This window comes from Halostagnicola bangensis (assembly GCF_054653435.1).
On record NZ_BAAIGG010000004.1, the window covers coordinates 325,783 to 350,968 of the forward strand.

Sequence of the window (25,186 nt, forward strand, 5' to 3'; positions counted from 1 at the left end):
CGAACGGCGTTACTCGAGGCTGACGTTGACGTTTTTCGTCTGGGTGTACTCGTGGATCGCTTCCGTTCCCTGTTCGCGGCCGTTTCCGCTCTGTTTGAAGCCACCGAAGGGCGTCTGGGGCTGGGTAACCGGGTACTCGTTGATGCTGACCATCCCGTAGTCGAGATACTCCGCGACGCCGTGTGCAGTGTTGAGATCGGACGTCCAGATTCCCGCCATGAGGCCGTACGGCGAGTCGTTCGCGATTTCGATCGCCTCTTCTTGGTCGGCGAACTCGATAACCGAGAGGACCGGCCCGAAGATCTCTTCTCGAACGACTGTCATGTCGTTGGTCACGTCCGTCAACACGGTCGGTTCGACGAAGTGACCGGCGTCTTTGTCCTCGGGGACGCCACCGCCGGTCGCGACGGTAGCGCCTTCTGCCTTCCCTGTCTCGATGTAGTCGAGAACCTCCTGCTGTTGGCTCTCGCTCACCGTCGGCCCCATCCGGCCACCGTCGTCGATACCGCTTCCGAGCGGCGTTCCCTCGGCGCGCTCGACGACCTGTTCGACGACCTCCTCGTGGACCGATTCGTGGACAAGCAAGCGCGACCCCGCCCAGCACATCTGTCCGGCGTTCATGAATATCCCGTAGTGACAGCCCGCGGCGGCCGCCTCGAGGTCGGCGTCAGGAAAGACGATGTTCGGTCCCTTCCCGCCGAGTTCGAGGGTCACGCCGGTGACGTTTTGGGAGGCGCGCTCCATGACGCCCTTTCCGACGCCGGTGCTCCCCGTGAACGCGATGTGGTCGACGTCGGGGTGTTCGGCGAGCCTGTTTCCGGCGGTGCTCCCGCGCCCGGGAACGACGTTCAACACGCCGTCAGGGAGTCCGGCCTCTTCGGCGGCGACGGCGAAGTAAAGCGCCGAAAGCGGCGTCGTGCTCGAGGGTTTGAGCACTGCGGTGTTCCCGCAGGCGAGTGCGGGTGCGAGACTCCGTCCCGCGAGCTGGAAGGGGTAGTTCCACGGGATGACGTGTCCCGTTACGCCCACAGGCTCCCGGACGGTGTAGTTCAGCCTGTTACCGGGAACGGGAACTTCATCGCCCTGGATCTTGTCGGTCCAGCCGGCGTAGTATCGGAACGTGTCGATCACCATGTCGATGTCGAGCGTGGCCTCGAAGGGCGTCTTGCCGTTATCTCGAGACTCCACGCGGACGATTTCCTCTTTCCGATCTTCGATCGCGTCCGCCATCGCGCGCAGGCGCTCACCGCGTTCTCGGGGATCGAGCGATCGCCATTCGCCGTCGCGGTCGACGGCTTCCGAGGCCGCCGAAACGGCGCTGTCGACGTCTTCTTCCGCCGCTTTCGCGACGTCCGCGTAGGTTTGCTCGGTTGCCGGATCTTCGGTCGTGAACGTCTCGTTGCTTTCGGCGGCGACCCATTCGCCGTCGATATACAGGTCTGTCGGACCGGTGTAACTCATACACCGTAGGGTAGCGTGCGGATTGGTAAATAACGTGTGGTCCCATCGTGATAGGGTCGGTTGTCAGTTATTTCCGGCCAGTCGCTACCCCGCTCTGGCGACAAACCGGTACACAGGGACAACCGACCCTATGAGTCATCTATAAGGATACAGAGCAGAGATTACAATCCATGCGAGATGCATACGTACTCGGCGCCGGACAGTCGTCGTTCGGCTCGTTTCCCGACGAAACGTATCTGTCGCTGTTCGACGACGCGTTCGATGCGGCGATGGACAGCGTCGACACGGCGATAGATCCAGAAATCATCGACGAGGCGTTCCTCGGAACCCTCGGCGTCGGCGGCCGACAGATCGGTCTTTCGGGCCCGGCGGTGACCGAACACGTCGGTCTCCACGGCGTCCCCACGACTCGAGTCGAAAACGCCTGCGCGGCGAGCGGTTACGCGTTTCGACAGGCCGTGACCGCCGTTCGCTCGGGGCTCGTCGACGTCGCGTTAGCCGGCGGCTACGAAGTGATGACGGACGCGAGTTCCGATCACACCCGCTGGTGGCTCGGCGTCAGCGGCGAGACCGAGTGGGAGCGAACGAGCGGGACGACTTTCGCCGGCGTCTACGCTCAGATGGCCAGCGCTCACATGAACGAGTACGACACCACTGTTGAGGATCTGAGTCGCGTCGCGGTGAAGAATCACGCCAATGGCGCGCAGAATCCCAAGGCTCACCTCGGCTTCGAGTGCTCGCTCGAGGACGCCGTCTCCGCTCCATCGGTCGCCGACCCGCTCAACCTCTATCACTGCTGTCCGACGACAGACGGAGCCAGCGCCGTCCTCGTCGCGAGCGAAGACGTCGCGAGAGAACACAGCGACACGCCGATCCGCGTCGCGGGTTGTGGCGCCTCGAGCGGTCGCGTCGGGCTGTTCCAGCGCGGTTCGTTGACATCGGTTCCGGCGAGCACCCGCGCGGGGGAGGACGCCTACGAAGCCGCGGGGATCGGTCCGTCGGATCTCGATTTCGCCGAGGTCCACGACTGCTTTGCCATCGCCGAACTGCTGGCCTACGAGGATCTGGGCTTTTGTGACCGGGGCGAAGCCGGACGGCTCCTCCGGGAGGGCGTCACCGACCCCGACGGCGAGTTGCCCACGAACACCAGCGGCGGGCTGAAGTCGAAGGGCCACCCGATCGGCGCGACCGGAACCGGCCAGATCGTCGAGGCGTTCGACCAACTGCGCGGCGAGGCTTACGTGCAGGTCGAGGACCCGAAATACGGCCTCACCCACAACGTCGGCGGGAGCGGGGGCGGCGTGACCGTCCACATCTTCGAAAAGGAGGAAACGGGGGGATCGGCATGAGCGGAATCGTCGCCGCCGGGGTCTACGTGCCCCAATTTCGACTCTCGAGCGACGAACTCGACGACGCGTGGGGAACGAGCCACGCATCGGGTGTCGATCAGAAAGCGGTCCCCGCGGCCGACGAGGATACGCTGACGATGGCCGTCGAAGCGGCCGAACGAGCGCTCGAGGATGCCGCCGTCGAACGGTCGGCGATCGACGTCGTCTCGGCCGCCACGACGACGCCTCCACTCGAGGAGGGCGACTTCGTCGCGCGGTTGGTTCGCGCGCTCGGCCTGCCGGCCGACGTCGCGAGCGCGACCGCGACCCAGCACACCGCAGCGGGGGCCGAGGCGCTCTCGAGGGGTCTCGACGCCGACGGAACCGCGCTCGTGGTGACGGCCGACTGTCCCGAAGGAGAGCCTGCCGACGCCGACCACCCTTTCGGCGCGGGAGCGGCGGCGTTCCTGCTCGGCGACGATCCGGCCGTTGCGGTCGAAGACATCGGCTGGTACAGTAACGAGACGCCGGGCGTTCGATTCCGTGAGCGTGGCGACCGAAACGTCGACGCGCTCGGGATCACGACTTACGAGCGCGATGCGGTTCGCGAGGCCGTGACCGAAGCGATTTCCTCGCTCGAGATCGATCCGGGAGCGGCGACTGCCGCGGCGATTCACCAGCGTGACGGCGCGTTTCCGTACCGCATGGCCGGTGATTTGCCGATTTCCAACGAGGCCGTAGCGGCGGGGACGGTCGTCGACCGAATCGGCGACGCGGGAGCGGCGACCGTTCCGATCGGCCTGCTTTCGGCACTTTCGGGATCCGACGACGACCTCTCGATCGCCGCGTTCTTCGGCGGCGGTACCGCGGCTGCGGTAGCTTGCAGGGGAACCCTCTCCGTTCCGGGACTCGAGGACATCGACGCCGTCGAACCGATCTCGTACGCGGCGTACCTCCGCGAGCGCGGGTACGTCGTCGACGGGGAGGTTTCGGGCGGCGGCGCGAACGTTAGCTTGCCGAACTGGCAGGGCTCGCTCGCACAGCGGTACAGACTCGTCGCGGGATCCTGTCCCGATTGTGGCGGCGCGACGTTCCCGCCGGAGGGGGCCTGCCAGGAGTGTCACGCTCGAGTCGACTTCGAGGAGTTCGAAGCGCCGCGAACTGGCACTCTCCAGGCGGTGACTGTGATCGGGCAGGGCGGTGCGCCACCCGAGTTCGCGGAACTGCAACAACGAGACGGCGCGTACGCGGCCGCGATTGTCTCGTTAGAGTCCGACGAGGGGACGATAACGCTTCCGGCGCAGGTGACGGACGTCGATCCGGAGTCAGTGTCGGTCGGCGATACCGTCGAGGCGACGATCCGACGAATCTACACGCAGGAGGGCGTGCCGCGCTACGGCGTCAAGTTCTCCCCGACGGAGTAATCGGATAACCAGCCCGTATTCTCCCGGCCGATTCCGATTATTGGCCGTTCGATAGGAACATTTTTTATCGATACTCGAGATGATCCCCGTATGCAAATCACAGTCCTCGGAGCCGGGAGTATGGGCCACGGAATCGCACAGGTGTCGGCGATGGCGGGACACGACGTCGTTCTCCGGGATATCAACTCGGAGTTCGTCGAGGACGGACTCGAGGGAATTCACGACAATCTTCAGGGCGGGGTCGACCGGGACAAAGTCACCGAAACCGAGATGGCAGACACCCTAGCGCGCATCGAGGGGACGACTGACCTCAAGGCGGCCGTCGAAGATGCCGATCTGGTCGTCGAGGCGGTCCCCGAGGATATGGACCTGAAACAGGAGGTATTCGCGGACGTCGAGGCCGCCGCAGGCGAGGAGACGGTCATCGCGTCGAACACCTCCTCGCTGTCGGTGACCGAGATGGCCAGCGCGCTCGAGCGCCCGGAACGAGCCGTCGGACTGCATTTTTTTAACCCGCCCCACATCATGGATCTCGTCGAGATCGTCGTCGCCGAACAGACCGACGATCAGACGGAATCGTTCGCCGTCGACTACGTCCGCGACCTCGAGAAAGAAGACGTCGTCGTTCGGGATACCGCTGGCTTTGCCTCCTCGAGACTCGGCGTCGCAACGGGCCTCGAGGCGATCCGGATGGTCGAGGAGGGCGTCGCCAGCCCGGCGGACATCGACGAGGCCATGAAGATCGGCTACGGCTACCCGATGGGCCCGCTCGAGTTGACCGATCACGTCGGCCTCGACGTTCGACTGCACATCGCCGAACACCTCCGTGAAGAACTCGGCGAGCGGTTCAAGCCGCCACAGACGTTGCGTCGGAAGGTCCGTGCAGGGAATTTAGGGAAGAAGTCCGGCGAGGGGTTCTACGTCTGGGAGGACGGCGAACGCGTCGGCACGAGCGGCGATCGGGGTGGGGACGATGAGTAAGCTCGTGGACGACTACGACCTGCTTTCGGTCGAGGTCGGCAACCGCGCGGATCGCGTCGCGACGGTCGCGATCGAGCGACCGGACGCCCGAAACGCGCTCAACGGTCAGGTCCGGACGGAGCTCAAAGACGCCGTCGCCGCGGCCGACGCCGACGACGACGTGCGCGTACTCGTTCTTACGGGCGGCGACGGCTCCGGCGCGTTCGTCGCCGGTGCGGACGTCACGGAGTTTCGGGATCGCGGCGTCGTCGAGCAGCGCGAGGCCAGCCAACGCCCGCGCGTCTACGAGACGGTCGATGACGCATCGATTCCCGTACTCGCCCGAATCAACGGCCACGCGCTCGGCGGCGGTTGCGAACTCGCACAGGCCTGTGACGTTCGGATCGCCGCCGCCGGATCGAAACTCGGCCAACCCGAGATCAACCTCGGCATTATTCCCGGCGGCGGCGGGACCCAGCGCCTCACCCGCCTCGTCGGCGAAGGGCAGGCGATGCGGTTGATCCTCTCCGGGGAGTTGATCGACGCCGAGGAGGCCCGTGAAATCGGTCTCGTCGACGAGGTCCTCGAGGCGGACGAACTCGACGAGCGGGTCTACGAGCTGGCCGAGAAGATGGCGACCAAGAGTCCGATCGCCCTCGAGTTCGCCAAGAACGCGGTGAAGGCGAGTTCCCGGACGGGCCTCGAGGAGGGGCTGGATTACGAAGCGGAGCTGTTCGTGCAATTGTTCGCCACCGACGACAAAGACGAGGGGATCGACGCGTTCCTCGAGGGGCGCGAGCCGTCGTTTACCGGGGAGTGACGAAGCGGAGGATAGGATCGAATCTCTCTCGAGCGAGTCTCTCCCGACGTTAGGGGAGGTATTCGTTCGTCGCGTGGTCTTCGACGTCGAACGAGTCGTCCGTGATTCCCGACTCTTCGAGTTCGTCCATCGCGAACTGAAGGGCGTCGAAGTCGACCTCGTACACCCCACGGTAGTAATCGTGCTCGGTCAGATAGAAGGCGTCTATCTGTTCTTCGGGGACTTCGAAGTGATCGGCCGCCAGCGAGACGACCTCGTCCCGATTCTCCTCAACGTAGTCGATGATGTCGACGTAGTCTTCGGCCCACGTCCGGATCGCGTCCTCGTGGTCCTCGAGCGCGCGGTTGGCGGCGGCGATGTAGGCGAATGGATACTCCTGGTCGAACACCTCGTGGCTCGTGTAGACCGCGTTGAACTCGTCGCGAACGCCCGCGGCGAAAAGCGGCGGGAGCACGATGGCGTCGACGATGCCGTCTTCGGCGGCCGCCGGGAGTGCGCCGAACTCCTGTTCGACGTACTCGACGTCCTCCTCGGGATCCAATCCGAGATCCATCAGCTTCCTGGTATAGGTGGCGTGGATCCCGGTATTGATCGCGTTGATCCCCAGGTTCGCACCCTCCATATCTTCGGGTTCCGTGAGATCCGAACCGGGCGGCGAGTAGACGGTAAACCCGTAGTAATCGTCGTGAGCGTCCCAAAAATCGGTCGCGATTTTGGTAATTCCCTGCGGAACCGCATCTTCCATGATCGCGTTCGCGTAGCTTTCGGTCGTCACCTGCGCGATATCACACTCCCCCGCGGCCATCGCGTTCAGCGAATCGATCGTACTTGAGTCGTTCGAGACGGTGAGTTCGTACTCCTCGCCGACGTTCTCGAGTTCCTCCTGAATCTCCGGAATGCCGAGCAACGATGCGAAGTTTTCGATCGGGACCGTAAAGTGATACGATAGCGTCGGTATTCCATCGTCCCCACCGAGACAACCCGCAATCCCCGTTAGCCCAGCTGCCGTTACAGCTGTCCCCGATTTGAGGAACCTTCTCCTGTTAACAGGTACCATACAACATAAATTGGGTCGCCTGTATATAAATAATTTCGTCAACGCGATACCACGAACCCCGTCGATGGAACGGATTTTCGTCGTGGCGCATCGTCGACTCCGTTATTCTTCCGGCTGTAAGTCGTTCAAGATTCTCGCCGCCCCGGGGTGCGAGAATCTTCACATAGTTACAGCCGGCAGTATTAGGAACGCCCGAAAACTCTCGCACTCACTCGAGTTCCGATCGGTTCTGACTCAGTGAGACCGCAAGATTAAATTATGTTGTTTGTGTACAATTGACTAGGTTATATGCTACGGTGGATCATTCAGATGACCCGCATCGACGCCAGCTCTCGAAGCACCAACCAGTAACACACTCATGAAACGGCCATTACTCACGACGGACTATCTGGATCGGGCGGTGGATCTGTTCGGCGACGATATCGGCGTAATCGCCGACGACGGGACCGAATTTACGTACGGCGAACTCGGTGAACGAGTCGATCGCCTGTCGAATGCACTGCAGGCCCGCGGCGTCGAGAAGGGCGACCGCGTCGCGGCCCTCTCGCCGAACTCTCACTACTTCATCGAGACGCTGTACGCGACGATGCAGATCGGCGCGCTGTTCGTCCCGTTGAATTTCAGGCTCCAGCCCGAGGAGTACGACTATCTGGTCGACGATTGCGATCCGACCGTCCTCATCGCCGACTACGAGTACGCGAACAAACTCGAGCACCTCAAAGGCGAGTGCGGTCTCGAGTCGTGGATCGCCTGCGACGCCGACGCCGTCGAGGGCGAGTGGGAGGACTACGAAACGGTGCTCGAGGAGTCCTCGCCCGACTCACTCGAGGACGTCGACATCTCCGAAGACGACGACGCGACGATCCTATACACCTCGGGGACGACGGGCGATCCGAAGGGCGTCGTCCACACCCATCGCATTCAGCACTACCACGCGATGATCCACGCCCACCACGTCGAGTTCGAGGACGACGACACCATCCTCTGGACCTCGCCGATGTTTCACATCAACGGCTGGGGGCACATCTACGGACTCACGGGTATCGGCGGCACGCACGTTATTCTCCGCGATTTCGATCCCGGAGCGGTATTCGAGCGAATCCACGAGCACGACGTTTCCTTCCTCGGCGGCGCGCCGACGGTGCTGAACATGTTACTCGAGTACCACGAGGAGGCCGACGTTCCGACGAGCGGCGAGAAGCCGGTTCGCGTCGAGACCGCCGCCAGTCCCCCGCCGAAGCAGACGATCCGGCGGACCGAGGACGAACTCGGCTGGCGGATCATCCACGCCTACGGCGCGACCGAGACCGGCCCGCTCATCACGACCAGCAACTCCCGACGTCGGATCGCGGACGGCGACAAGTACGACATTATCAACAAACCCGGCTTTGCGACGTTGAACACCAAGATACGGGTCGTCGACGAGGACGGCGAGGACGTCCCGACCGACGACGAGACGAAAGGCGAGGTCGTCGCTCGAGGCAACCAGGTCCTCGATCGGTACTGGAACAAACCGGAGGCGACCGAACGGGCGTTCAACGACCGCGTCGACGACTGGTTCCACACCGGCGACATCGCGACCATCGACGAGAACAAGATGATCACGATCGTCGACCGCAAGAAAGACATCATCATCTCCGGCGGCGAGAACATCTCCTCGATCGAAGTTCAGGACACGATCTACGAGCACCCGGACGTACAGGTGGCCGCGGTTATCGCTGTCCCCCACGAGAAGTGGGGCGAGACGCCAAAAGCGCTCGTCGTCGCCCGCGACGGCTCGGACCTCACCGAGGACGAACTCATCGAGTTCACTCGAGACCACCTCGCCCACTACAAGTGCCCGACGCGGGTCGAATTCCGAGATTCGCTTCCACAGACGTCGACCGGGAAGATTCAGAAGTTCGAACTCCGGGAGGAACACTGGAGCGACGCAGAAGAGAACGTCAACTAGCGGTATCGGCCGCTTTCGGCGATAACGGCAGTTCTCCAGCGCCTCGAGTGCGTCGTCATCGAACTCGTACTGATTTTTGCTACCGGCGAACTCAGCCTCCGATATAATTCGTCTGAAGGGACTCCTCCGAACTCGGTTCTCCGAAAGAATCACCCGGCATGGACCCGTTCGGGCGAAGTTGCGCCGAGTTCAGTTCTCCGGACGCGGTGGTGTCTCGGCTCGAGCGACTCGGACGCTCGAGACCTTGTACTCGGGAATGCCGCTGGTCGGGTCGAACGACTCCTGAGTCAGTTCGTTGACGGCCCCCTTCGCGAAGTGCATCGGCATGAAGACGACGCCGCGGTCCGGTCGATCAGTCACCTGCGCATTGACAACGGTCGATCCGCGCCGCGATTCGACGGTGACAGTATCCCCGTCGCCGATCTCGAGTTGGTCGGCGGTGTCGGGATGAATTTCGACGAAGCTCTCGGCGACGTGAGACATGATCCCCTCGACGCGGCGAGTGAGCGTGCCGGTGTGGAAGTGATAGAGCACCCGGCCGGTCGTCATCGTCAGCGGAAACTCCTCGTCGGGGAGCTCGTTCGGCTCGCCCAGATCGGCGGGGACGAACCGCGCTTTGCCGTCCGCGAAGTTGAATCCGTCCTCGTAGAGGTACGGTGTCCCCGGATCGTCCGCGTCCCGGCACGGCCACTGGAGGCCGCCCTCGTTCTCGAGACGGTCGTGAGTGATCCCGCCGTAGATCGGCGTGAGGTCGGCTATCTCGTCCATCACCTCGGCGGGCGACTGGTAGGACCAGTCGTAGTCGAAGCGGTTCGCGAGCTCCTGGAGGATTCGCCAGTCTTGCCGAGCCGAACCCGGCGTGTCGACGGCTTTCCCGACCAGTTGCACGCGCCGCTCGGTGTTCGTGAACGTGCCGTCTTTCTCCGCGAACGACGCCGCAGGGAGTACGACGTCGGCGTGCTCGGCGGTCTCCGTGAGGAAGAGATCCTGCACGACGAGGAAATCAAGCGCCTCGAGGGCCTGCTCGGCGTGGCCGATGTCGGGCTCTGAAAGCGCCGGGTTCTCGCCCATGACGTACATGGCCTTGACGTTGCCTTCGTGGGCCTCCGTGAACGTCTCCGGCACCGTCAGCCCGACCTCCTCGGGCGGGCGTTCGCCCCAGACCTCCTCGAAGGCCTCGAGCGCGTCGGGATCGTCGACGGGCTGGTAGCCCGGTAGCGTGTTCGGAAGCGTTCCCATGTCGCCGCCTCCGCCCTGGACGTTGTTGTGGCCGCGGAACGGTGAGAGACCGGCGTTAGGCTTTCCGAGCTGACCGGTGACCAGCGCGAGGTTCGCCAGTGCGAGGACGTTCTGCGTACCGTGGGAGTGCTGGGTCATGCCCATCGCCCAGCCGAAGACGCAGGTCTCGGCGTCGGCGATGGTCTCGGCCGCGTTTTTCAATTCCTCCGGCGGGACGCCACAGAGCCGTTCGACCTCCTCGGGGGTGAACGGCTCGAGCTTTTCCTGTAGTTCGTCGAAGTGCTTCGTGTGTTCCTCGATGAACGCCTCGTCGTGGAGGTCGTTCCAGACGATGTAGCGCGTGAGCCCGTTGATCCAGGCGACATCGTGTCCCGGCTCGACTCGAGTGTACTGGTCGGCGTGTTCGGCGATGTCGATCTTCCGCGGGTCGAAGACGACGAGATCCGCGCCGTCCCGGACGTTCTGTTTGATTCGGGTCGCCAGCACGGGATGGCTTCCGGTCGTGTTCGAGCCGGTGATCAGGTAACAGTCGGTGTTTGCCACGTCCTCGATGCGGTTGGTCATCGCGCCGTAGCCGACGGTCTGTTTGAGCGCCGCGACGGTCGAGGAGTGACAGAGCCGCGCGCAGTTGTCGATGTTTTTCGTCCCGAGCACCTGCCGGGCGAACTTCTGCATCAGGTAGTTCTCCTCGTTGGTGCACTTCGAGGACGCAAAACAGGAGACGGCGTCCGGACCGGTGTCTTCGACAATACTCGAGAGTTCCTCGACGACCCGCTTGAGTGCCTCCTCCCAACTCGCTTCCCGAAGCTGACCGTTCTCGCGGATTAGCGGCGTCTCGAGGCGGCCCTCGCTGTTGACGAAGTCGTAGCCGAACTTTCCTTTGACGCAGGTCGAGAAGCCGTCGTTCGCGGGTGCGTGATCCGCGTCGGTTGGCCGAACCCCGAGCACCTCCTCGTCCTTTCCGTAGACGTCGAACCGACAGCCGACGCTACAGTAGCCACAGGTCGTCTCGGTCACGTCGATGCCGTCGAGGCGGTGCTTCGAGACGAACTCCGCGATGTCGAACATCTGGCCCTCGGAGAGGACGCTCGAGGCCATCCCTTCCGCGGCGTGTTCGGCCTCGAGGAAAGCGCGTTTGCCCGCCTTCCGAAGGGCCGAACGGGCCTGTTGTTTCCCGCGTTGCATCACGCCGGCGACGCCCGAGAGCGAGTCTTCCGGCTCGGGGTCGACAGCCGCTGTGGCCTTCTCGTCGGTGCGGGCGGCTTTCTCGCCCTCGTCGTCCGCGTCGTACTCGATCGCTTTCCCGATCGAGTTCTTCTGTGTGAACCCGGGGATCGGCAGGGTTGCGCTGTCGACGAGCCCCTTCTCCGTGAGCGAGCCGGTCGGACAGACGGTCGCGCAGTGTCCACAGGAGACACACGAGGAGCCGGCCATCGCCTCGCTCTCGTTCTGGAAGCCGATTCGGGTATCCTCACCGGTTCCTTCGATTCGCAGGACTCCTTCGACCTGCACGTCGTTGCAGGCTTCGACGCAGCGGTTACAGAGGATGCACTTGTTGCGGTCGATCTGGATGAACGGCGACGTGTCGTCGAGCGGTTCGTAGGCGTCCCGGTCGTCGAAGACGCCGTAGCGCGGATGTTCGACCTCCTGTTCGATGGCCGTGTCCTGCAGTTCACAGCGGCCGTTCTTTCCACAGGTCGTACAGCGGAGGTTGTGATTCGAGAGGACGAGGTCGAGGTTGACGTCCCGAACCTCCGACGCGTCGGGGTCGTCGGTTCGGATGCTCATCCCTTCTTCTGCGGGGTGACTGCACGAGGAGACGAGTCCGTGTTCGTCGGTCTCCACGACGCAGGTCTGGCACGTGTTGCGGGGCCCGATTTCGTCGCTCCGGTCGTAGTGACAGAGCGCCGGAACGGATGAGTCGTCGCCGGCGGCCTCGAGTGCGTCGAGCACCGTTGCATCGCCGCTGACGGTGACCGATCGGCCGTCGACGGTGAGTGTCGTCGGACCGTCGCCGGCCGGCACGTCCGGATCGTTCGCCGTCCCCGTCTGGAAGTCTTCGGTTAGCGGCGTGCTCGGCTGGGGATCCTCCACGGAGGGAACGCCGGGAAGCGGTGTCTGATCGGTCCCCATCTGCGGGTCGTCGTTCGAACTCATGCCTCGCTCACCTCGCATTCGCCGGCGGGACACCGGCCGTCCGTGTGTGCGGCGAACTCCGATTCGAACCGATTGAGCGCGGTCGTCACGGGACGGGCGGCGTCCCGTCCGAACCCGCAGACGCTCGAGCGTCCCATCACTCGAGCGAGTTCGCGGGCATCTGCAACGATATCCTGATCGTCGTAGGCGGCTCTGAGAAGTTCGGTCAGCTGGACGGAGCCTTCGCGACACGGAACGCATCGCCCGCAGTTTTGCTCGCGAGCGAACGCGGCTCGTCGTCCGGCGAGCGCCACTGCACACCGATCGTCACCGAACAGTTCGACCGCGCCGTTCGTTCCCACTCCAGCGGACTCGAGGCCGCTCGCGTTCGCCGGCACGTCGAGTGACTCCGTGAGCCCGCCGAACGTTCCGCCGACGCATGCGACTTTCATCCGCTTTTCGGTCTCGACGGCCTCAAGAACCGTCTCGAGTGTTGCACTCGTCGGAAGCTCGACGATTCCGCGGGCTTCGACGGCACCGCTCACGTCGAACAGTCGCGTCCCCGGATCTGCGTCGACGCCGACGACCGATTCGTCCGAGGCTAACTGCCGGATCTGGGCGAACGTCCGCGGCGTGTGGATAATCGTCGGCCGACCGTGGAGTCCGTACTCGGCCGGCCCCGGCGGTCGGCGTCGCGCCTCGAGGCGGTCGTTTCCTTCCAGCGACTCGAGTGCCATCGTCGGCTCGCCAGCTTTGTACTCGTCGGGGCCGACGACGACTTCGACACTCACGTCGTGGCCGTCGAACGCGGCGACTGATTCGGCCGCAACGGTCGTCGTTCGCTGGACGCCATCGTCCGATTCGTTGACGTAGACGACGACGTTCGGTGCGCCGACTTGTTTCGCGACCGCAACAGCGGGGTCGAGCACGCTGAACGGATCCGAACGTAACAGCAACGAGTCGACGGTTACCCGGTGATCGGCTTCGTTGGCGTTGACGACGACGACCGGCTCGCCGTCGGCGGCGATCGCGGTCTGCCAGCGGTCGCCGACGGGTTCGTCGCTGGCGTCGTCCCCCCGACCGCGCCCTCGAAGCCCCGCGTCGACGACGAGTTCGAGCAATGATTCGTCGGTCGATCCGGCCGTCTCGCTGGGCATGCTCGAGAGCACCGTCCCGCGAGCCAGGTAGTCGTCCTCGCTCGTCGGGTCGACCCAGCCGCAGGCCTCGAGGACGCGTCGCTTGCCGGTTGCGAGCAGTGAATCGCCGCCCACCGGGAGGATCGGTGTTTCTGGGTCGTGTTCGACGACCCACTTTACGTCGTTGCGGGGTAACTTCCCATCCGCGAGCGCGCCGGTAACAGTTCTCGCGTCGCTGGGTTCACACCGCGGGACGAACGCGGTTTCCCCCTCGAGCGTCGCCAGCAGTAGCGGTTCGATCGCGGTCGAGCCGGTCGATCCGACGTCGACGACCGGAACGTCACCCGTCGCGTCCGAGGCGGCAGTTCGTATCGACGATGAATCCGTTGTTCCTGCCACGCGGACGACCGGCGACGGCCCGTTTGTGTTCCCGTCCATTGATCGGATCCAGAGTCGCCCATGCTGTAAGTGTTGTCTTCGACGGAGAACGCGCCGATCAATCGGTGCGGTCGATCCGGCGATCCACGCTGGTGGTTATTCCCCGGTGAACTCCGGATCGCGCTTTTCCCGGAACGCTCGAATCCCCTCCCGATGATCCTCCGTCTCGAGGAGGGTGCTCTGTGCGAGCGACTCGAGCACGCCGGCGGTCTGCGTGTCCGTCTCGCGAGCGGCGTTGACGACGCGCTTGGCCAGGCCGACGGCCTGGGGCGGGCGTTCACACAGCGAGTCGGCGTACTCGAGTGCCGCGGTCTCCGGATCCGACTCGACCCGCTCGACGAGTCCGATTTCTCGCGCCCGCTCGCCGTCGACGAGTTCGCCGCTAAAAATCATGTCCTTGGCCGTTCCGGGACCCACGAGGTGGACGAACCGGGAACAGCCGCCCAGGCCGGGGATCAGTCCGATGTTGTGCTCTGGGAATCCGAGCGTGGCATCGGGGGAGGCGATTCTCACGTCACACGCCAGCGCGAGTTCGAGCCCGCCGCCGACGCACGTTCCGTCTAGCGCCGCGAGCACGGGCTTTTCGATCTCCTCGAGGGCGTCGAACGCCCCGCCGAGGATCCGCGAGTTCGACCGAAACTCAGCGGTTGTCCACGATTGGGCCTCTTCGAAGAGGCCGACGTCGGCTCCGACCGAAAACACGTCGCCGCAACCGGTGAACACGCCGACCCGAACGCGGTCCTCGCGGAGCACGTCAACCGCTTCGGCCAGTTCGTGGCGCATCTGTTGGTCGATCGCGTTCACCGGATCGTTGTCGAGCCGAACGGTTGCGATTCCATCCTCGACGGATACCTCGAGCGTTTCGAATGCCATACCCGTTCGCTTGGGCCCCAGCCGTTTTGATTCTATTGCCTCGCATCGGTCGACCGGCGCGCTCGGTCGGTGAGATCGCTCGCACCGATCGTCCCACCGGTTCCCCGCTGGCCGGTCAGTCGCTACCGACGCGAGCGCCGCCGATACAGGGGTTTCCGTCCTCGTTCCGCGTCTCGACGTACGTTTCGTGGTACTCCATAAGTTGAAACAGCGTTCCGGTCGGGTTTCCCGGCGAGACGAACGCTTCCGTCCAGTCGTCCCGTTCCGTGTAGTCGACGATTCGAACCGCTTCGTCCTCGAGCACCTCGATGATCCCGTCGATATCGGCCACTTCGAGGGTTACGTGGTGTAATCCCGGTCCGTTCTCCTCGAGGTAGTTCGTCAGAAACGTGTCCTTGGCGATCGGCGCGATGAGTTCGATCCGCGAGGCGTCGCCGAGTTCGTAGTAGGCCCACCTGAACTCGTCGTCGACCGGCTCTTCGAGTATCTTCTCGCAACCGAGCGCCTCGAGAAACGGCTCGCCGGTCTCGACCGAATCGACGGCGATTCCGACGTGATCGACCCGAATTGGAATGTCGTGTGTTGCCATTACGCGTTCGAGTAGGTGATCCGAACACAAAGAGATTCGTGTCGACGAAACCCGTTACTCCCACTCAGGCTGGCGATTCTCGAGGAACGCCGACAATCCTTCATCGAAGACGTCCGAATCGCTCATCCGTTTGATGGCGGCTCGTTCCTCCTCTAGGTGCTGGTCGAGGTGGCCCTCGAAGACGGTGTCGACGAGCTCTTTCGTCCGAGCGTAGGTCTCCGTCGGTCCGTTTGCGTACTCGATCGCTCGTTCGGTAACCCTGTCGACGAACGTCGATTCCGGGCCGTCGAAACACTCGTTTGCCAGCCCGAGATCGACGGCTTCGCTCGCCGTGATCGGTTCGGGATCGAAAAACAGCTCGCGGGCCTTGTACGGGCCGACCGTTTTCACGAGGAAGAATGGGGCCGCGTTATCGGGGGTAAGACCCACTCGAGCGTAGCCCGTGTTGAGAACGGCGTCCTCGTGCATGTAGACGAGATCCGACGCGAGGACGAATCCGAGTCCGCCGCCCGCGGCGACGCCGGTGACGCCCGCGATAACCGGCGCCGGAAAGCTCCGAACGGATCGGATGAACCGGTTCGACGCGCCGGCGATCGTGTCTATTTTCGCCGAACGCATCTCCTGTGGTGTCTGTTCGATCTCGTCGAGGTCCGCTCCGGCCGAGAACACCGGCTCGCCGTAGAGGACGATGGCGTCGACCTCCCCGGAGAGCGACTCGACGGCGGTTGCCAACGCTTCGACGCTCGAGGGGTGGAACACGTTCAACGACGTTTCGTTCGCTTCGAGAACGAGTCGCGCGACGGACTCGTCTTCGATGTGTTCGATGCGAACTGATTCGTGGACGCGTTCGGTCTCTGTAATCACGGTCGTTCACTCCTGTAGAAATCCATTATTTAACACCGAGGTACGACTCCATCGCCTCGCGATCCGTCGCCAACTCGTCGGCGGGTGACTCGTGGACGATTTCGCCCGTCTCGAGAACGTAGGCGTAATCCGCAAGGCCGAGGGCCATCTCTGCGTTCTGTTCGACGAGCAGGATCGTTACGCCGTCCTCGTTGAGTTCTCGAATGATATCCTCGACGTCGTCGACGATCTGCGGTGCCAGCCCTTCGGACGGTTCGTCGAGCAATAGGAGGTCAGTTTCGGGACCAAGCAGTGCGCGGGCGATGGCTAGCATCTGCTGTTCGCCGCCGCTCATCGTCCCGGCGTCCTGTCCCCTTCGCTCGTCGAGTCGGGGGAATCGTCGATAGATCTCTTCGAACTGATCGGCCTGTTCATTGTCGCCGCTGTGGGCCGCGAGTCGGAGGTTTTCCTCGACGGTCAGTCCGCTGAAGACGCGTCGTTCTTCGGGAACCCACGAGATCCCCTCCTTTCGGATTTTGTGGGGCTCTCGGGCCTGTATCTGCTCGCCCCCTTTGACGATTCGCCCGTTCGTAACGGGGGTCAGCCCCATGATGCTCCGGAGCGTCGTCGTCTTCCCGGCTCCGTTTCGGCCGACCAGGGCGACGACATCGCCCCGGTCGACTGTGAGCGACAGATCGAACAGGATGTGGCTCTCTCCGTAGTGGGTGTCGATCGAGTCGACAGACAGCAGGGGCTCGCCCCCGTCGGTCCGGCGTCGTCCTCGATCGCGCCCGGATTCAGTCACGGTCACCACCTCCGAGGTACGCTTCCTGCACGCGGTCGTCTTGCTGTATCTCCTCCGGCGTTCCGCGAGCGAGCAAGGAGCCCTTGTTCATCACGGCGATGCGATCCGAAATATCCATCACGATATCCATATCGTGCTCGATGAGGACGAGCGTGACGTCCTCTGCAATTTCCGTGATCAACTCGACTGTCTCTCGGGTCTCTTCAGGACTCATCCCCGCGGTGGGTTCGTCCATCAACAACAGGTCTGGATCGGCCGCAAGCGAAATCGCGATTTCGAGGTGCCGACGCTGGCCGTAGGAAAGGTTCGCGGCCCGTCGCTGGGCGACGTCTCCTAGATGGACCCGCTCGAGCACCCGCCTCGCTTCATCGATCGGTTCTTGGACCGACCCGTGGTGTCGAACGAAATCGGTCGGCCGAAAGCCGGTCTGGCGCGCCTGGGTGGCGAGCCGGACGTTCTCGAGGGCCGTTAGTTCGCTGAAGAAGTTCGTGATCTGGTACGACCGAACGATGCCGTCCGCGACGATTTTGTGCGGCTTTTTCCCGCCGATATCGACGCCGCGGAATTTGACGGAACCGCTCGTGGGCTCGTGTTTTCCGGTAAAGAGGTTGAACAGCGTCGTCTTTCCGGCTCCGTTGGGCCCGATGATCGAGTTGATCGTCCCGGACTCGATTTCGAGCGACACGTCGTCCACCGCGGTCAGTGCTCCGAACTTCTTCGTGAGTCCGTCCGTCTCGAGGACGATGTCGCCTTCGAACTCCGTCGGGTTCGGCTCTGTTGTCGTGGTAGTCATAGTTATCCTCTCACCGCTTCGAGATAGTTTCGAACCGCCTGCTTTGCGTTTTCGACCGCGCTACCCGGATCGTTCCGGAGCGAAATCAGGATGCCAGCCAGCCCCCGCGGCGCGAAGATCACGACGCCGACGAAGATCGCGCCGAGGATGATCTCCCAGCTCGCAAAGCCGGCGAGTTGCTCCTCGAGCAGAACGACCAGTCCGGCACCGAGCATCGGCCCCCAGAGCGTTCCCATGCCGCCGAGCAGTAGCATGACGATGAGTTCGCCGCTTATCATCCAGTGGAGTAACCCGGGGTGGGCGACGCTCTGGAACGGAACGTACAGGCCGCCGGCGAGCCCGGCGAAACCGCCGCTGATCGCGAAGCCGACCACTTTGTACCGCTGTACGTCGTAGCCGATAAATTCGATTCGTTCTTCGTTCTCGCGGATTCCTTGCAAGACCCGTCCGAACTGGGAGTTCGCGAGACGGATGATTATCGCGAGCGAGAGTGCGACAAGCCCGAGCGTCAGGTAGAAGTACATAAGCGTCGACGTGAAGTCGATCCCGAACAGCTCGTACATCCCGATGCCGTAGAGACCGTTGTCGCCCCCGGTGACCGAGCCTCGGTCGAGGATAGTCGCCGGGAGGTCGGTGAACGCGACCACGTAGAACATCTGTGCGAACGCGAGGGTGAGCATCGCGAAGTAAATTCCTCGCGCTCGAACGCTCAACCAGCCGATCAACGCTGCGATGACGACGCCGGCGACGACGGCTATCGGTAACACGACGAGCGCGTGGGGGGTTACTTCGGTGATCACGATCGCGGCTGCGTAGCCGCCGGCACCGAACATCGCGGCGTGCCCGAACGAGAGGAGCCCCGCGTAGCCGAAGACGAAGTCCAGGCTCAACGCGAGCAGCGCGAAGATCATCATCCGAACCATGAGGTTCAACCAGAAGGGATGGATCATCTGGACGATCGGTGCTGCGATTGCGAGCACCGCGATGGAAACGAGCAGCGCGAACCGCCCCTGACTCGAGAGGAGCTGATTGCCCGTCCTCGAGTGCGTGCTTCGGTCGAAGAATTCGGTAACTGCTTTCATCTATGCTGCCTCCGTTGTGCCGAAGAGTCCGCTCGGTTTGATCATCAGTACGACGGCCATTAACAGGAACAGGAACAGTTCGGTCAGCGTGGGCGCGATCAGTGCGCCGTAGGCGCTGACGAGTCCGATCAGTAACGCGCTGTAGACCGCGCCGCGGAAACTTCCCAGTCCGCCGATGACGACGATGATGAACGCTTCGATGATGACGTTGAATCCCATTCCCGGGTGAACGGATTGCGTTCCGCTCAAGAGCACCCCGGCGACGCCGGCGAGGATGGCTCCAAACACGAATACGCCGGTGAACACCTTCGAGACATCGATGCCGAGCGCGTTCACCATCTCGGTGTCGTGTGCGCTTGCGCGCATCAGTATCCCCAGATTCGACCGTTCGATGCCGATCCAGACGAGTCCGATCAGGACGGTACTGAAGACGAAGACGAACAGCCAGTACAACGGGTAGTTAACCGGTCCGATCGGGACCGATCCCGAGAGGATCTCGGGGACCGAAATCCGTCTCGATTGGCCGCCCCATATCTGGAGGATCGCCCCCTGTATCATGATCGCAATACCGAAGGTCAACAGGATGTGATAGAGCGGGTTTCGTCCGTACAACGGGCGAAGCGATAAAATTTCGATAGCCGCGCCGATAACGCCGACGATGAGGGGCGCGAGCAACAGCGCCAGCCAGAAGCTCCCGAGCTGTCCGGCGATAACCGTCCCGAGGTAGGCCCCGAGCATGAACAACGCTCCGTGGGCGAAGTTGATCACGTCGAGCATCCCGAAGATGAGGGTTAGCCCCGCCGCGATGAGCGCGAGCGTCATCCCTAACTGGAGCCCGAGCAACGTCGCACGTATGATCGCTTCAACCATTCGTCGGTATCACTCCGTACGTCGCGATTCCACAGTGCTGGTGACGCGTCCGTCGAACGATGTCACCGCTTTCGCCTGCCCGCTCGAGACAAATTAGTAGTTTAGAAATCATGTCCGTTAGAGACTGCAACCCCAGTCCGGTCCTTCGACCTGTTCGATCGTATCGATCACTTCGTTCTCGACCTCGAAATCCTCGTCGTCGCTCTCGACGACTTCCCGGATGTGCATGTCCTGGATGGCCTCGTGTGTCTCCGGGTTGAACTGGAAGTGGCCGCGCGGACTGTCGAGTTCCAGTCCGGCGAGGGCGTCGGCCATTTCGTCCGGATCGGTGCCGCCGGTTTCTTCGACTGCGGCGCTGAAGGCCTGTGCCGAGTCGTATCCCTGGCAGGCGTAGACGTTCGCCGATTCGTGGTCATACATCTCGCTGTAGTTATCGACGAACTCCCGGTTGCGCTCCGTGTCCTGTGTCGTCGTGTAGTGAAGCAGTGAGTACATCCCCTCGGCGGCGTTGCCCTGGGCCGGAAGCGTGTCCTCCGAGAGCAAGAATCCGCTTCCGGTCTGGGTCATCTCTTCGTTCAGTCCGAAGTCGTTGAAGTCGCTGACGTAGTTGACCGCGTCGTCGCCGGCGAAGAACGAGTAGACGGCGTCGGCTCCGGAATCTTCGATGTCGCCGAGGTACGTCGAGTAATTGTCCGTCCCGAGCGGGATGCCGACCTCCTCGACGATTTCTCCGCCCGCCTCTTCGAACGCTTCGCCGAAGAATTCCTTGGAGTTCTGCCCGAAGGCGTAGTCCGCGTAGGCGAGACACACGTTATCGGCGACGTTATCGTACACCCACTCGGCGAGCGGGGCGCTCGTTTGCCAGTCGTTGAAGGATGTCCGGAAGTGGTAGTTGAGACATCCTTCCTCCGTAACGCGGTAGTCTCCTGCGTTCGCGTTGAGCCAGATCGCACTCGATTCGGCTTCGACGATTCCCATCATCGCGATCGCGACGGCACTCGAGACGGGGCCGACGATCGCATCCGCGCTCTCCTCGACCAGTAGCTCTCGGGTGACGTCCACGCCGCGGTCGGTATCCGCTTCGGTATCGAGCTGGACGGTGTTTACCTCCTCGCCGTTGATTTCTCCGCCCTGTTGCTCGAGGAACATCTCGAATCCGTTGACGATGCTTTCCCCGAGGAACGCGTACGTTCCGGTGAACGGGAGCGCGTAACCGACTGTGAGCCCGTCGTCACCTCCTCCCATACAGCCTGCAAACGTCGCGGTGATACCGGCCGCGGTGGTCCCTGCCAGGTACTTTCGACGAGAGAGCATCGATGAGGCCCCCCCGTTCCCCTGGTTCGTACTACCGTCCCCCTGATTGCTAGTCATATCCGTGTCTCTACGAGACATATGAGTTGTGTGCACACCACACGTATATATAACTTTTGTTAATGTATGTAGGTGAATCACCGATACGATCGCTATCGCGTGGATTTAAATATCTCCGCTTGGTATGCGCTACTACATGACAGGAGATGTTGAGACGCTCGAGCAGGCCGTTTCGCGAATCGATTCGGGTAGCTCGATCGCGGCCGGGCTCGCACTCGAGCATTCGATCCCCTTTGCGGCAGGACACGAACTGCTCCGGCAGGGAACCGACGACCTCACGATGATCGGACCAATCAGCGACTTGCTGTTCGATCAGCTGATCGGCGGCGGCGCGGTTTCCCGCGTTCGGGCCGCCTGGGCTGGAAACGTCAGCGCCGGGACGGGGTATCGATTCAGGGAAGCCGTCGAGAACGGAACGGTCGACGTCGAGGACCACTCGAACTTTAGCATCGCGCTCGCCCTGAAAGCCGGGGCGATGGGGGTCCCCTACCTCCCAACCAAGTCGTTGATCGGAAGCGACATTTTCGAACGAAGCGACCTGTTCCTCGAGGAATCCGATCCCTTCGGCGGCGATCAACTCGCGCTCGTCCCGGCGATCGAACCCGACTGGACGATCGTTCACGCACAGCGCGCGAGTCCCGCGGGGGATGCCCACCTCTGGGGGAACATGGGAATTACCGACCCCGCGGTGGGCGCCGCCGAAAACGTTCTCGTCACCGCCGAGGAAATCGTCGATCCGGACGTCATCAAGAGCGACCCGAGCAGGGTCGGAATCACTCGAGACAAGGTGACGGCCGTCGCAGAGTGTCCCTTCGGGGCACATCCGTCGCCAGTCGCGGGGTACTACAACCGGGACAACGAGTACTATCTGGAGTACAGCACCCAGACGAAAACGCAGTCGGCCTATGACGAGTGGGCAGACGAGTGGGTGTACGGTGTTTCCGACCGCGAGGAGTACGAGTCTCTCGTCGAACGAGAGCTCGGGATAACCGAGCCGACCATCGCCGCGGAGGTGCAGTATGGCCAGTAAGACGTACACGGACCGTGAGTTGATGGTCACCGCGGCCGCGAGCGAGATCGAGGACGGCGATACAGCCTTCGTCGGAATGCGGTTACCCCTTATCGCGTTTCAGGTCGCGGTGAGTACGCACGCCCCGAATTCGATGGCGGTCTACGAAAGCGGCGTCGTCCGGGACTCCCCCGCCGACGGGTTTATTCACACGATGTGCGATCTTCCGAATCTGAACCGGGCGGTGTCGACGACGGGAATGATCGACATCATGTCCCGTCTCCAGCGCGGTGACGTCGACGTCGGCTTCCTGGGCGGTGCCGAAATCGACCGGTACGGCAACCTGAACACGACCTGGGTCAAGGGCGGTGACCAGGAGATTCGGCTCCCCGGAAGCGGCGGTGCCTGTGATATCGCTTGTCTGGCTGATCGGACGGTGTTGCTCATGCCCCACGAGCCTCGCCGGTTCGTCGAGGAGGTAAACTACGTTACGAGCCCCGGTCACTCGAGCGACGGGAGCGGTCGGGATACCCATCCGCAAGCTGGCGGTGGGCCGAGCGCACTCGTGACCTCGAAGGCAACGTTCGGGTTCGACGACGACGGCGAACTCTACCTCCGAAGCCTCCATCCAGGCGTCAGCGAGTCGGAAGTCGTCGCCGACTTCCCGTGGGAGATGAACACGGCCGAAGATATCGGCGAGGGGCCAGTGACGACGACGGCGGACCCGACGGCGGAGGAACTCGAGTTGATTCGGACGTTCGATCCCGACGGGTTCTGGACCTGATCGGCGGCCGAACGATCCTGAACCGAGAGCCGAGGGCTTCCCTCACGCTGTCGCCGAAACGGGTACTTCGTGATCGATCGTTCAACGTTTCTTCACACTCGTAACTTCCATCCTATTTCTCGAGAGAAGAACCGTTAGGTATATCATTTTAAGCTATGATGAACTAATCGTACATGCAGCCCAATGTCTCAACTGAGTCTCTACCAGACGAGGAGAACGCGCCGGATTACATCTACCCGGTCCCGGAGGCCCATTACCCCCAGCAGCTGAACGTCGTCGACGAGCTACTCGATCGGCACGTTCGAGAGGCCCGCGGTGATAACATCGCGGTTCGCTTCGAGGATCGAACGATCACTTACGAGGAGTTACAGTCACGGGTGAACCGATTGGGGAACGCCCTCCGTGATTCGGGCGTCGAAGCCGGCGACCGAGTCGTCGTTCGATTCCCGAACCGACCGGAGGCGGTCGTCTCGTGTCTGGCAATCCAAAAGATCGGAGCCGTCGCACTGCCGTCGATGAAACTCCTTCGAGCCAAGGAACTCGAGTACATCATCAACAACGCCGAGGCGACGACGGTCATCGTGTACGACGACCTCCTCGAGGAGGTCGAAAACGCGCTTCCCGAACTCGAAACCGTCGAGAACGTCGTCGTCGCCGAGCGAAACGGCGTCGAGCACGGCTATCACAGTTACGACGGCCTCCTCGAGGACGGAGACGAGGAACTCGAGCCCTACGAAACCGCCCGCGAGGACCTCGCGTTGATGCTCTATACGAGCGGGACGACGGGTCGACCGAAAGGGGCGGTTCACACCCACCGGCAGGTGCTGGCATCCGCGGATACCTACGCGAGATACTGCCTGGAACCGACGGAAGAAGACGTCTTCGGCGGCAACCCGCCGCTCCCGTTCGCGTACGGATACGGCGACCTCGTGACGTTCCCGCTCCGGTTCGGTGCGAGCACGAGCCTGGTCGAGGACGCCTCACCCGGCGACCTCCTCGAGGCCGTCGAAAATCACGGCGTTTCGGTCCTCTGTTCGATTCCGACGGGATTCAATCAGATGCTCTCCCAACATCCTGACGGACCGGAGGAATACGACATTTCTTCGCTCAGGGTCGGCCTCAGCGCGGGTGAACCGCTAACCCCGACGACTTTCGAGAGCTTCGAAGACGAGTACGGGATTCCGCTGCTGGACGGCATCGGGACCACGGAGATGCTTCACATTTTCATCAGCCATCGCCACGACGATGAGATCGACCCCAGCGCGACCGGATTCCCGGTGCCGGGCTATGAGTGCAAGATTATCGACCCCGACACGGGCGAGGAACTCTCTCGAGGCGAGGCCGGACTGCTCGCCGTCCGCGGCCCGACCGGTATCGAATACTGGAACCGTCCGGAGAAACAACTCGAGGCGGTCGAAGACGGCTGGTCGGTGCCGGGAGATATCTTCGTCCAGCGCGAGGACGGCCGACTGGAGTACAAATCGCGCAGCGATGATCTCATCATCTCGAGCGGGTACAACATCCCCGGCCCCGAGGTCGAAGCTGTCGTTCAAGAGCACGAGTCAGTCTCGGAGGTCGCCGTAACCGCGAGTCCTGACGAAGAACGCGGCGAGATCGTGAAAGCGTTCGTCGTCCTGACCGAGGACGCGACGGGAAGCGACGACCTCGTCGACGAAATTCAGAATCACGTCAAGAACACTCTCGCGCCGTACAAGTACCCTCGAGCGGTCGAGTTCATGCAAACGCTCCCGCGAACGGAAACGGGAAAGATTCGCCGAACCGAACTGCGTGATCGTGAACGGCAGTAACACCGCCGACATCGAGACGGCGTGTTCCATGATACCGTTTCGCTAGCATTTGTACCCACCTCGGATCCGGCTGCTGTACGGGACAGTCGAACCGTGTCCTTCGATCGGGTAATCGATTTTTCGTTCGTTCAACGGTGTGACGACGTTTCGGCGCGTATCCGGACGTTCTCTCTCTCTTCTCGAGCCGTATCGGTCGTTGTAAGTTCCGGTCACGCGTAGCGAACCGCGGGTTTTGCCCCGAGATACCGGGTTTTGGAGGGAATACGGAGGGTGTAAACATATGGTGTATACGGAATCCGTATTTACACTCTTCAGAGCCTCTGGCGACCGTTCTATACCAATAGGTTGTTTATCACGTTAAATGTTCACTAACCACATGTTCTGACGAGAATGAGATTACACCAATACG

General features: G+C 62.5%; 20 protein-coding genes. 8 read left to right on the forward strand and 12 right to left on the reverse strand.

What is annotated here, in order from left to right; translation table 11 throughout:
• Window positions 1-9: 9 nt before the first annotated feature.
• On the reverse strand, window positions 10-1,461 hold the full coding sequence (locus tag ACYQ14_RS21260; RefSeq protein ID WP_459891243.1) for an aldehyde dehydrogenase family protein: 1,452 nt from the start codon (window positions 1,459-1,461) through the stop codon (window positions 10-12).
• 170 nt (window positions 1,462-1,631) lie between these two features.
• Between ACYQ14_RS21260 and ACYQ14_RS21265 the strand changes: the two genes are divergently transcribed.
• The 4 genes from ACYQ14_RS21265 (at window position 1,632) to ACYQ14_RS21280 (ending at window position 5,993) form a co-directional block, all read left to right on the forward strand.
• Window positions 1,632-2,810, forward strand: a complete 1,179-nt coding sequence (locus tag ACYQ14_RS21265) for a thiolase domain-containing protein (RefSeq protein WP_459891245.1) — start codon at window positions 1,632-1,634, stop codon at window positions 2,808-2,810.
• Entirely contained in the window at window positions 2,807-4,213 is a 1,407-nt protein-coding gene (locus ACYQ14_RS21270) for a zinc ribbon domain-containing protein (RefSeq protein ID WP_459891247.1), read from the forward strand. Before ACYQ14_RS21265 ends, ACYQ14_RS21270 begins: the two co-directional genes overlap by 4 nt.
• A 90-nt stretch (window positions 4,214-4,303) precedes the next feature.
• Window positions 4,304-5,194, forward strand: coding sequence for a 3-hydroxyacyl-CoA dehydrogenase family protein (locus ACYQ14_RS21275; protein WP_459891249.1), 891 nt, complete (start codon window positions 4,304-4,306; stop codon window positions 5,192-5,194).
• Window positions 5,187-5,993 (forward strand): enoyl-CoA hydratase/isomerase family protein, encoded by an 807-nt coding sequence (locus ACYQ14_RS21280; RefSeq protein ID WP_459891251.1) that lies wholly within the window; start codon window positions 5,187-5,189, stop codon window positions 5,991-5,993. The genes ACYQ14_RS21275 and ACYQ14_RS21280 overlap by 8 nt, the downstream gene beginning before the upstream one ends.
• 49 nt (window positions 5,994-6,042) lie before the next feature.
• Here ACYQ14_RS21280 and ACYQ14_RS21285 read toward each other — a convergent pair whose 3' ends face one another.
• Window positions 6,043-7,050, reverse strand: a complete 1,008-nt coding sequence (locus ACYQ14_RS21285) for an ABC transporter substrate-binding protein (protein WP_459891253.1) — start codon at window positions 7,048-7,050, stop codon at window positions 6,043-6,045.
• A 358-nt stretch (window positions 7,051-7,408) separates the two neighbouring features.
• Here ACYQ14_RS21285 and ACYQ14_RS21290 point away from each other — a divergent pair, with 358 nt between their 5' ends.
• Window positions 7,409-9,001 carry a long-chain-fatty-acid--CoA ligase gene (locus tag ACYQ14_RS21290; protein ID WP_459891255.1) on the forward strand — a complete coding sequence of 531 codons (1,593 nt, stop codon included), beginning with the start codon at window positions 7,409-7,411 and terminating at the stop codon, window positions 8,999-9,001.
• 189 nt (window positions 9,002-9,190) lie between these two features.
• On the opposite strand, the gene fdhF is transcribed toward ACYQ14_RS21290, so the two are convergent.
• The 10 genes from fdhF to ACYQ14_RS21340 form a co-directional block, all read right to left on the reverse strand.
• A complete protein-coding gene (gene fdhF / locus ACYQ14_RS21295; RefSeq protein ID WP_459891257.1) occupies window positions 9,191-12,397 on the reverse strand; it encodes a formate dehydrogenase subunit alpha in 3,207 nt (1,068 codons plus the stop codon).
• A complete protein-coding gene (locus tag ACYQ14_RS21300; RefSeq protein ID WP_459891259.1) occupies window positions 12,394-13,950 on the reverse strand; it encodes an NADH-ubiquinone oxidoreductase-F iron-sulfur binding region domain-containing protein in 1,557 nt (518 codons plus the stop codon). The genes fdhF and ACYQ14_RS21300 overlap by 4 nt, the downstream gene beginning before the upstream one ends.
• Before the next feature lie 96 nt (window positions 13,951-14,046).
• Window positions 14,047-14,823 (reverse strand): enoyl-CoA hydratase/isomerase family protein, encoded by a 777-nt coding sequence (locus ACYQ14_RS21305; protein ID WP_459891261.1) that lies wholly within the window; start codon window positions 14,821-14,823, stop codon window positions 14,047-14,049.
• A gap of 115 nt (window positions 14,824-14,938) precedes the next feature.
• Window positions 14,939-15,412: a VOC family protein gene (locus ACYQ14_RS21310; RefSeq protein ID WP_459891263.1), complete on the reverse strand. Its 474-nt coding sequence runs from the start codon at window positions 15,410-15,412 to the stop codon at window positions 14,939-14,941.
• A 54-nt stretch (window positions 15,413-15,466) separates the two neighbouring features.
• Window positions 15,467-16,276, reverse strand: coding sequence for an enoyl-CoA hydratase/isomerase family protein (locus ACYQ14_RS21315; RefSeq protein WP_459891265.1), 810 nt, complete (start codon window positions 16,274-16,276; stop codon window positions 15,467-15,469).
• Window positions 16,277-16,301: 25 nt separating this feature from the next.
• Entirely contained in the window at window positions 16,302-17,060 is a 759-nt protein-coding gene (locus tag ACYQ14_RS21320; protein ID WP_459891267.1) for an ABC transporter ATP-binding protein, read from the reverse strand.
• Window positions 17,053-17,853, reverse strand: a complete 801-nt coding sequence (locus ACYQ14_RS21325; protein ID WP_459891269.1) for an ABC transporter ATP-binding protein — start codon at window positions 17,851-17,853, stop codon at window positions 17,053-17,055. The genes ACYQ14_RS21320 and ACYQ14_RS21325 overlap by 8 nt, the downstream gene beginning before the upstream one ends.
• A 2-nt stretch (window positions 17,854-17,855) precedes the next feature.
• Window positions 17,856-18,935, reverse strand: a complete 1,080-nt coding sequence (locus ACYQ14_RS21330; RefSeq protein ID WP_459891271.1) for a branched-chain amino acid ABC transporter permease — start codon at window positions 18,933-18,935, stop codon at window positions 17,856-17,858.
• A complete protein-coding gene (locus ACYQ14_RS21335; RefSeq protein WP_459891273.1) occupies window positions 18,936-19,805 on the reverse strand; it encodes a branched-chain amino acid ABC transporter permease in 870 nt (289 codons plus the stop codon).
• 117 nt (window positions 19,806-19,922) lie between these two features.
• Window positions 19,923-21,176 carry an ABC transporter substrate-binding protein gene (locus tag ACYQ14_RS21340; RefSeq protein WP_459891275.1) on the reverse strand — a complete coding sequence of 418 codons (1,254 nt, stop codon included), beginning with the start codon at window positions 21,174-21,176 and terminating at the stop codon, window positions 19,923-19,925.
• Window positions 21,177-21,312: 136 nt separating this feature from the next.
• Between ACYQ14_RS21340 and ACYQ14_RS21345 the strand changes: the two genes are divergently transcribed.
• From ACYQ14_RS21345 to ACYQ14_RS21355, 3 genes are all read left to right on the forward strand, one after another.
• Complete coding sequence (locus ACYQ14_RS21345) at window positions 21,313-22,206, forward strand: CoA transferase subunit A (RefSeq protein ID WP_459891277.1); 894 nt, start codon at window positions 21,313-21,315, stop codon at window positions 22,204-22,206.
• Window positions 22,196-22,969: a CoA-transferase subunit beta gene (locus tag ACYQ14_RS21350; RefSeq protein ID WP_459891278.1), complete on the forward strand. Its 774-nt coding sequence runs from the start codon at window positions 22,196-22,198 to the stop codon at window positions 22,967-22,969. The genes ACYQ14_RS21345 and ACYQ14_RS21350 overlap by 11 nt, the downstream gene beginning before the upstream one ends.
• Before the next feature lie 173 nt (window positions 22,970-23,142).
• On the forward strand, window positions 23,143-24,777 hold the full coding sequence (locus ACYQ14_RS21355) for an acetate--CoA ligase (RefSeq protein WP_459891280.1): 1,635 nt from the start codon (window positions 23,143-23,145) through the stop codon (window positions 24,775-24,777).
• The last annotated feature ends 409 nt before the right edge of the window (window positions 24,778-25,186 follow it).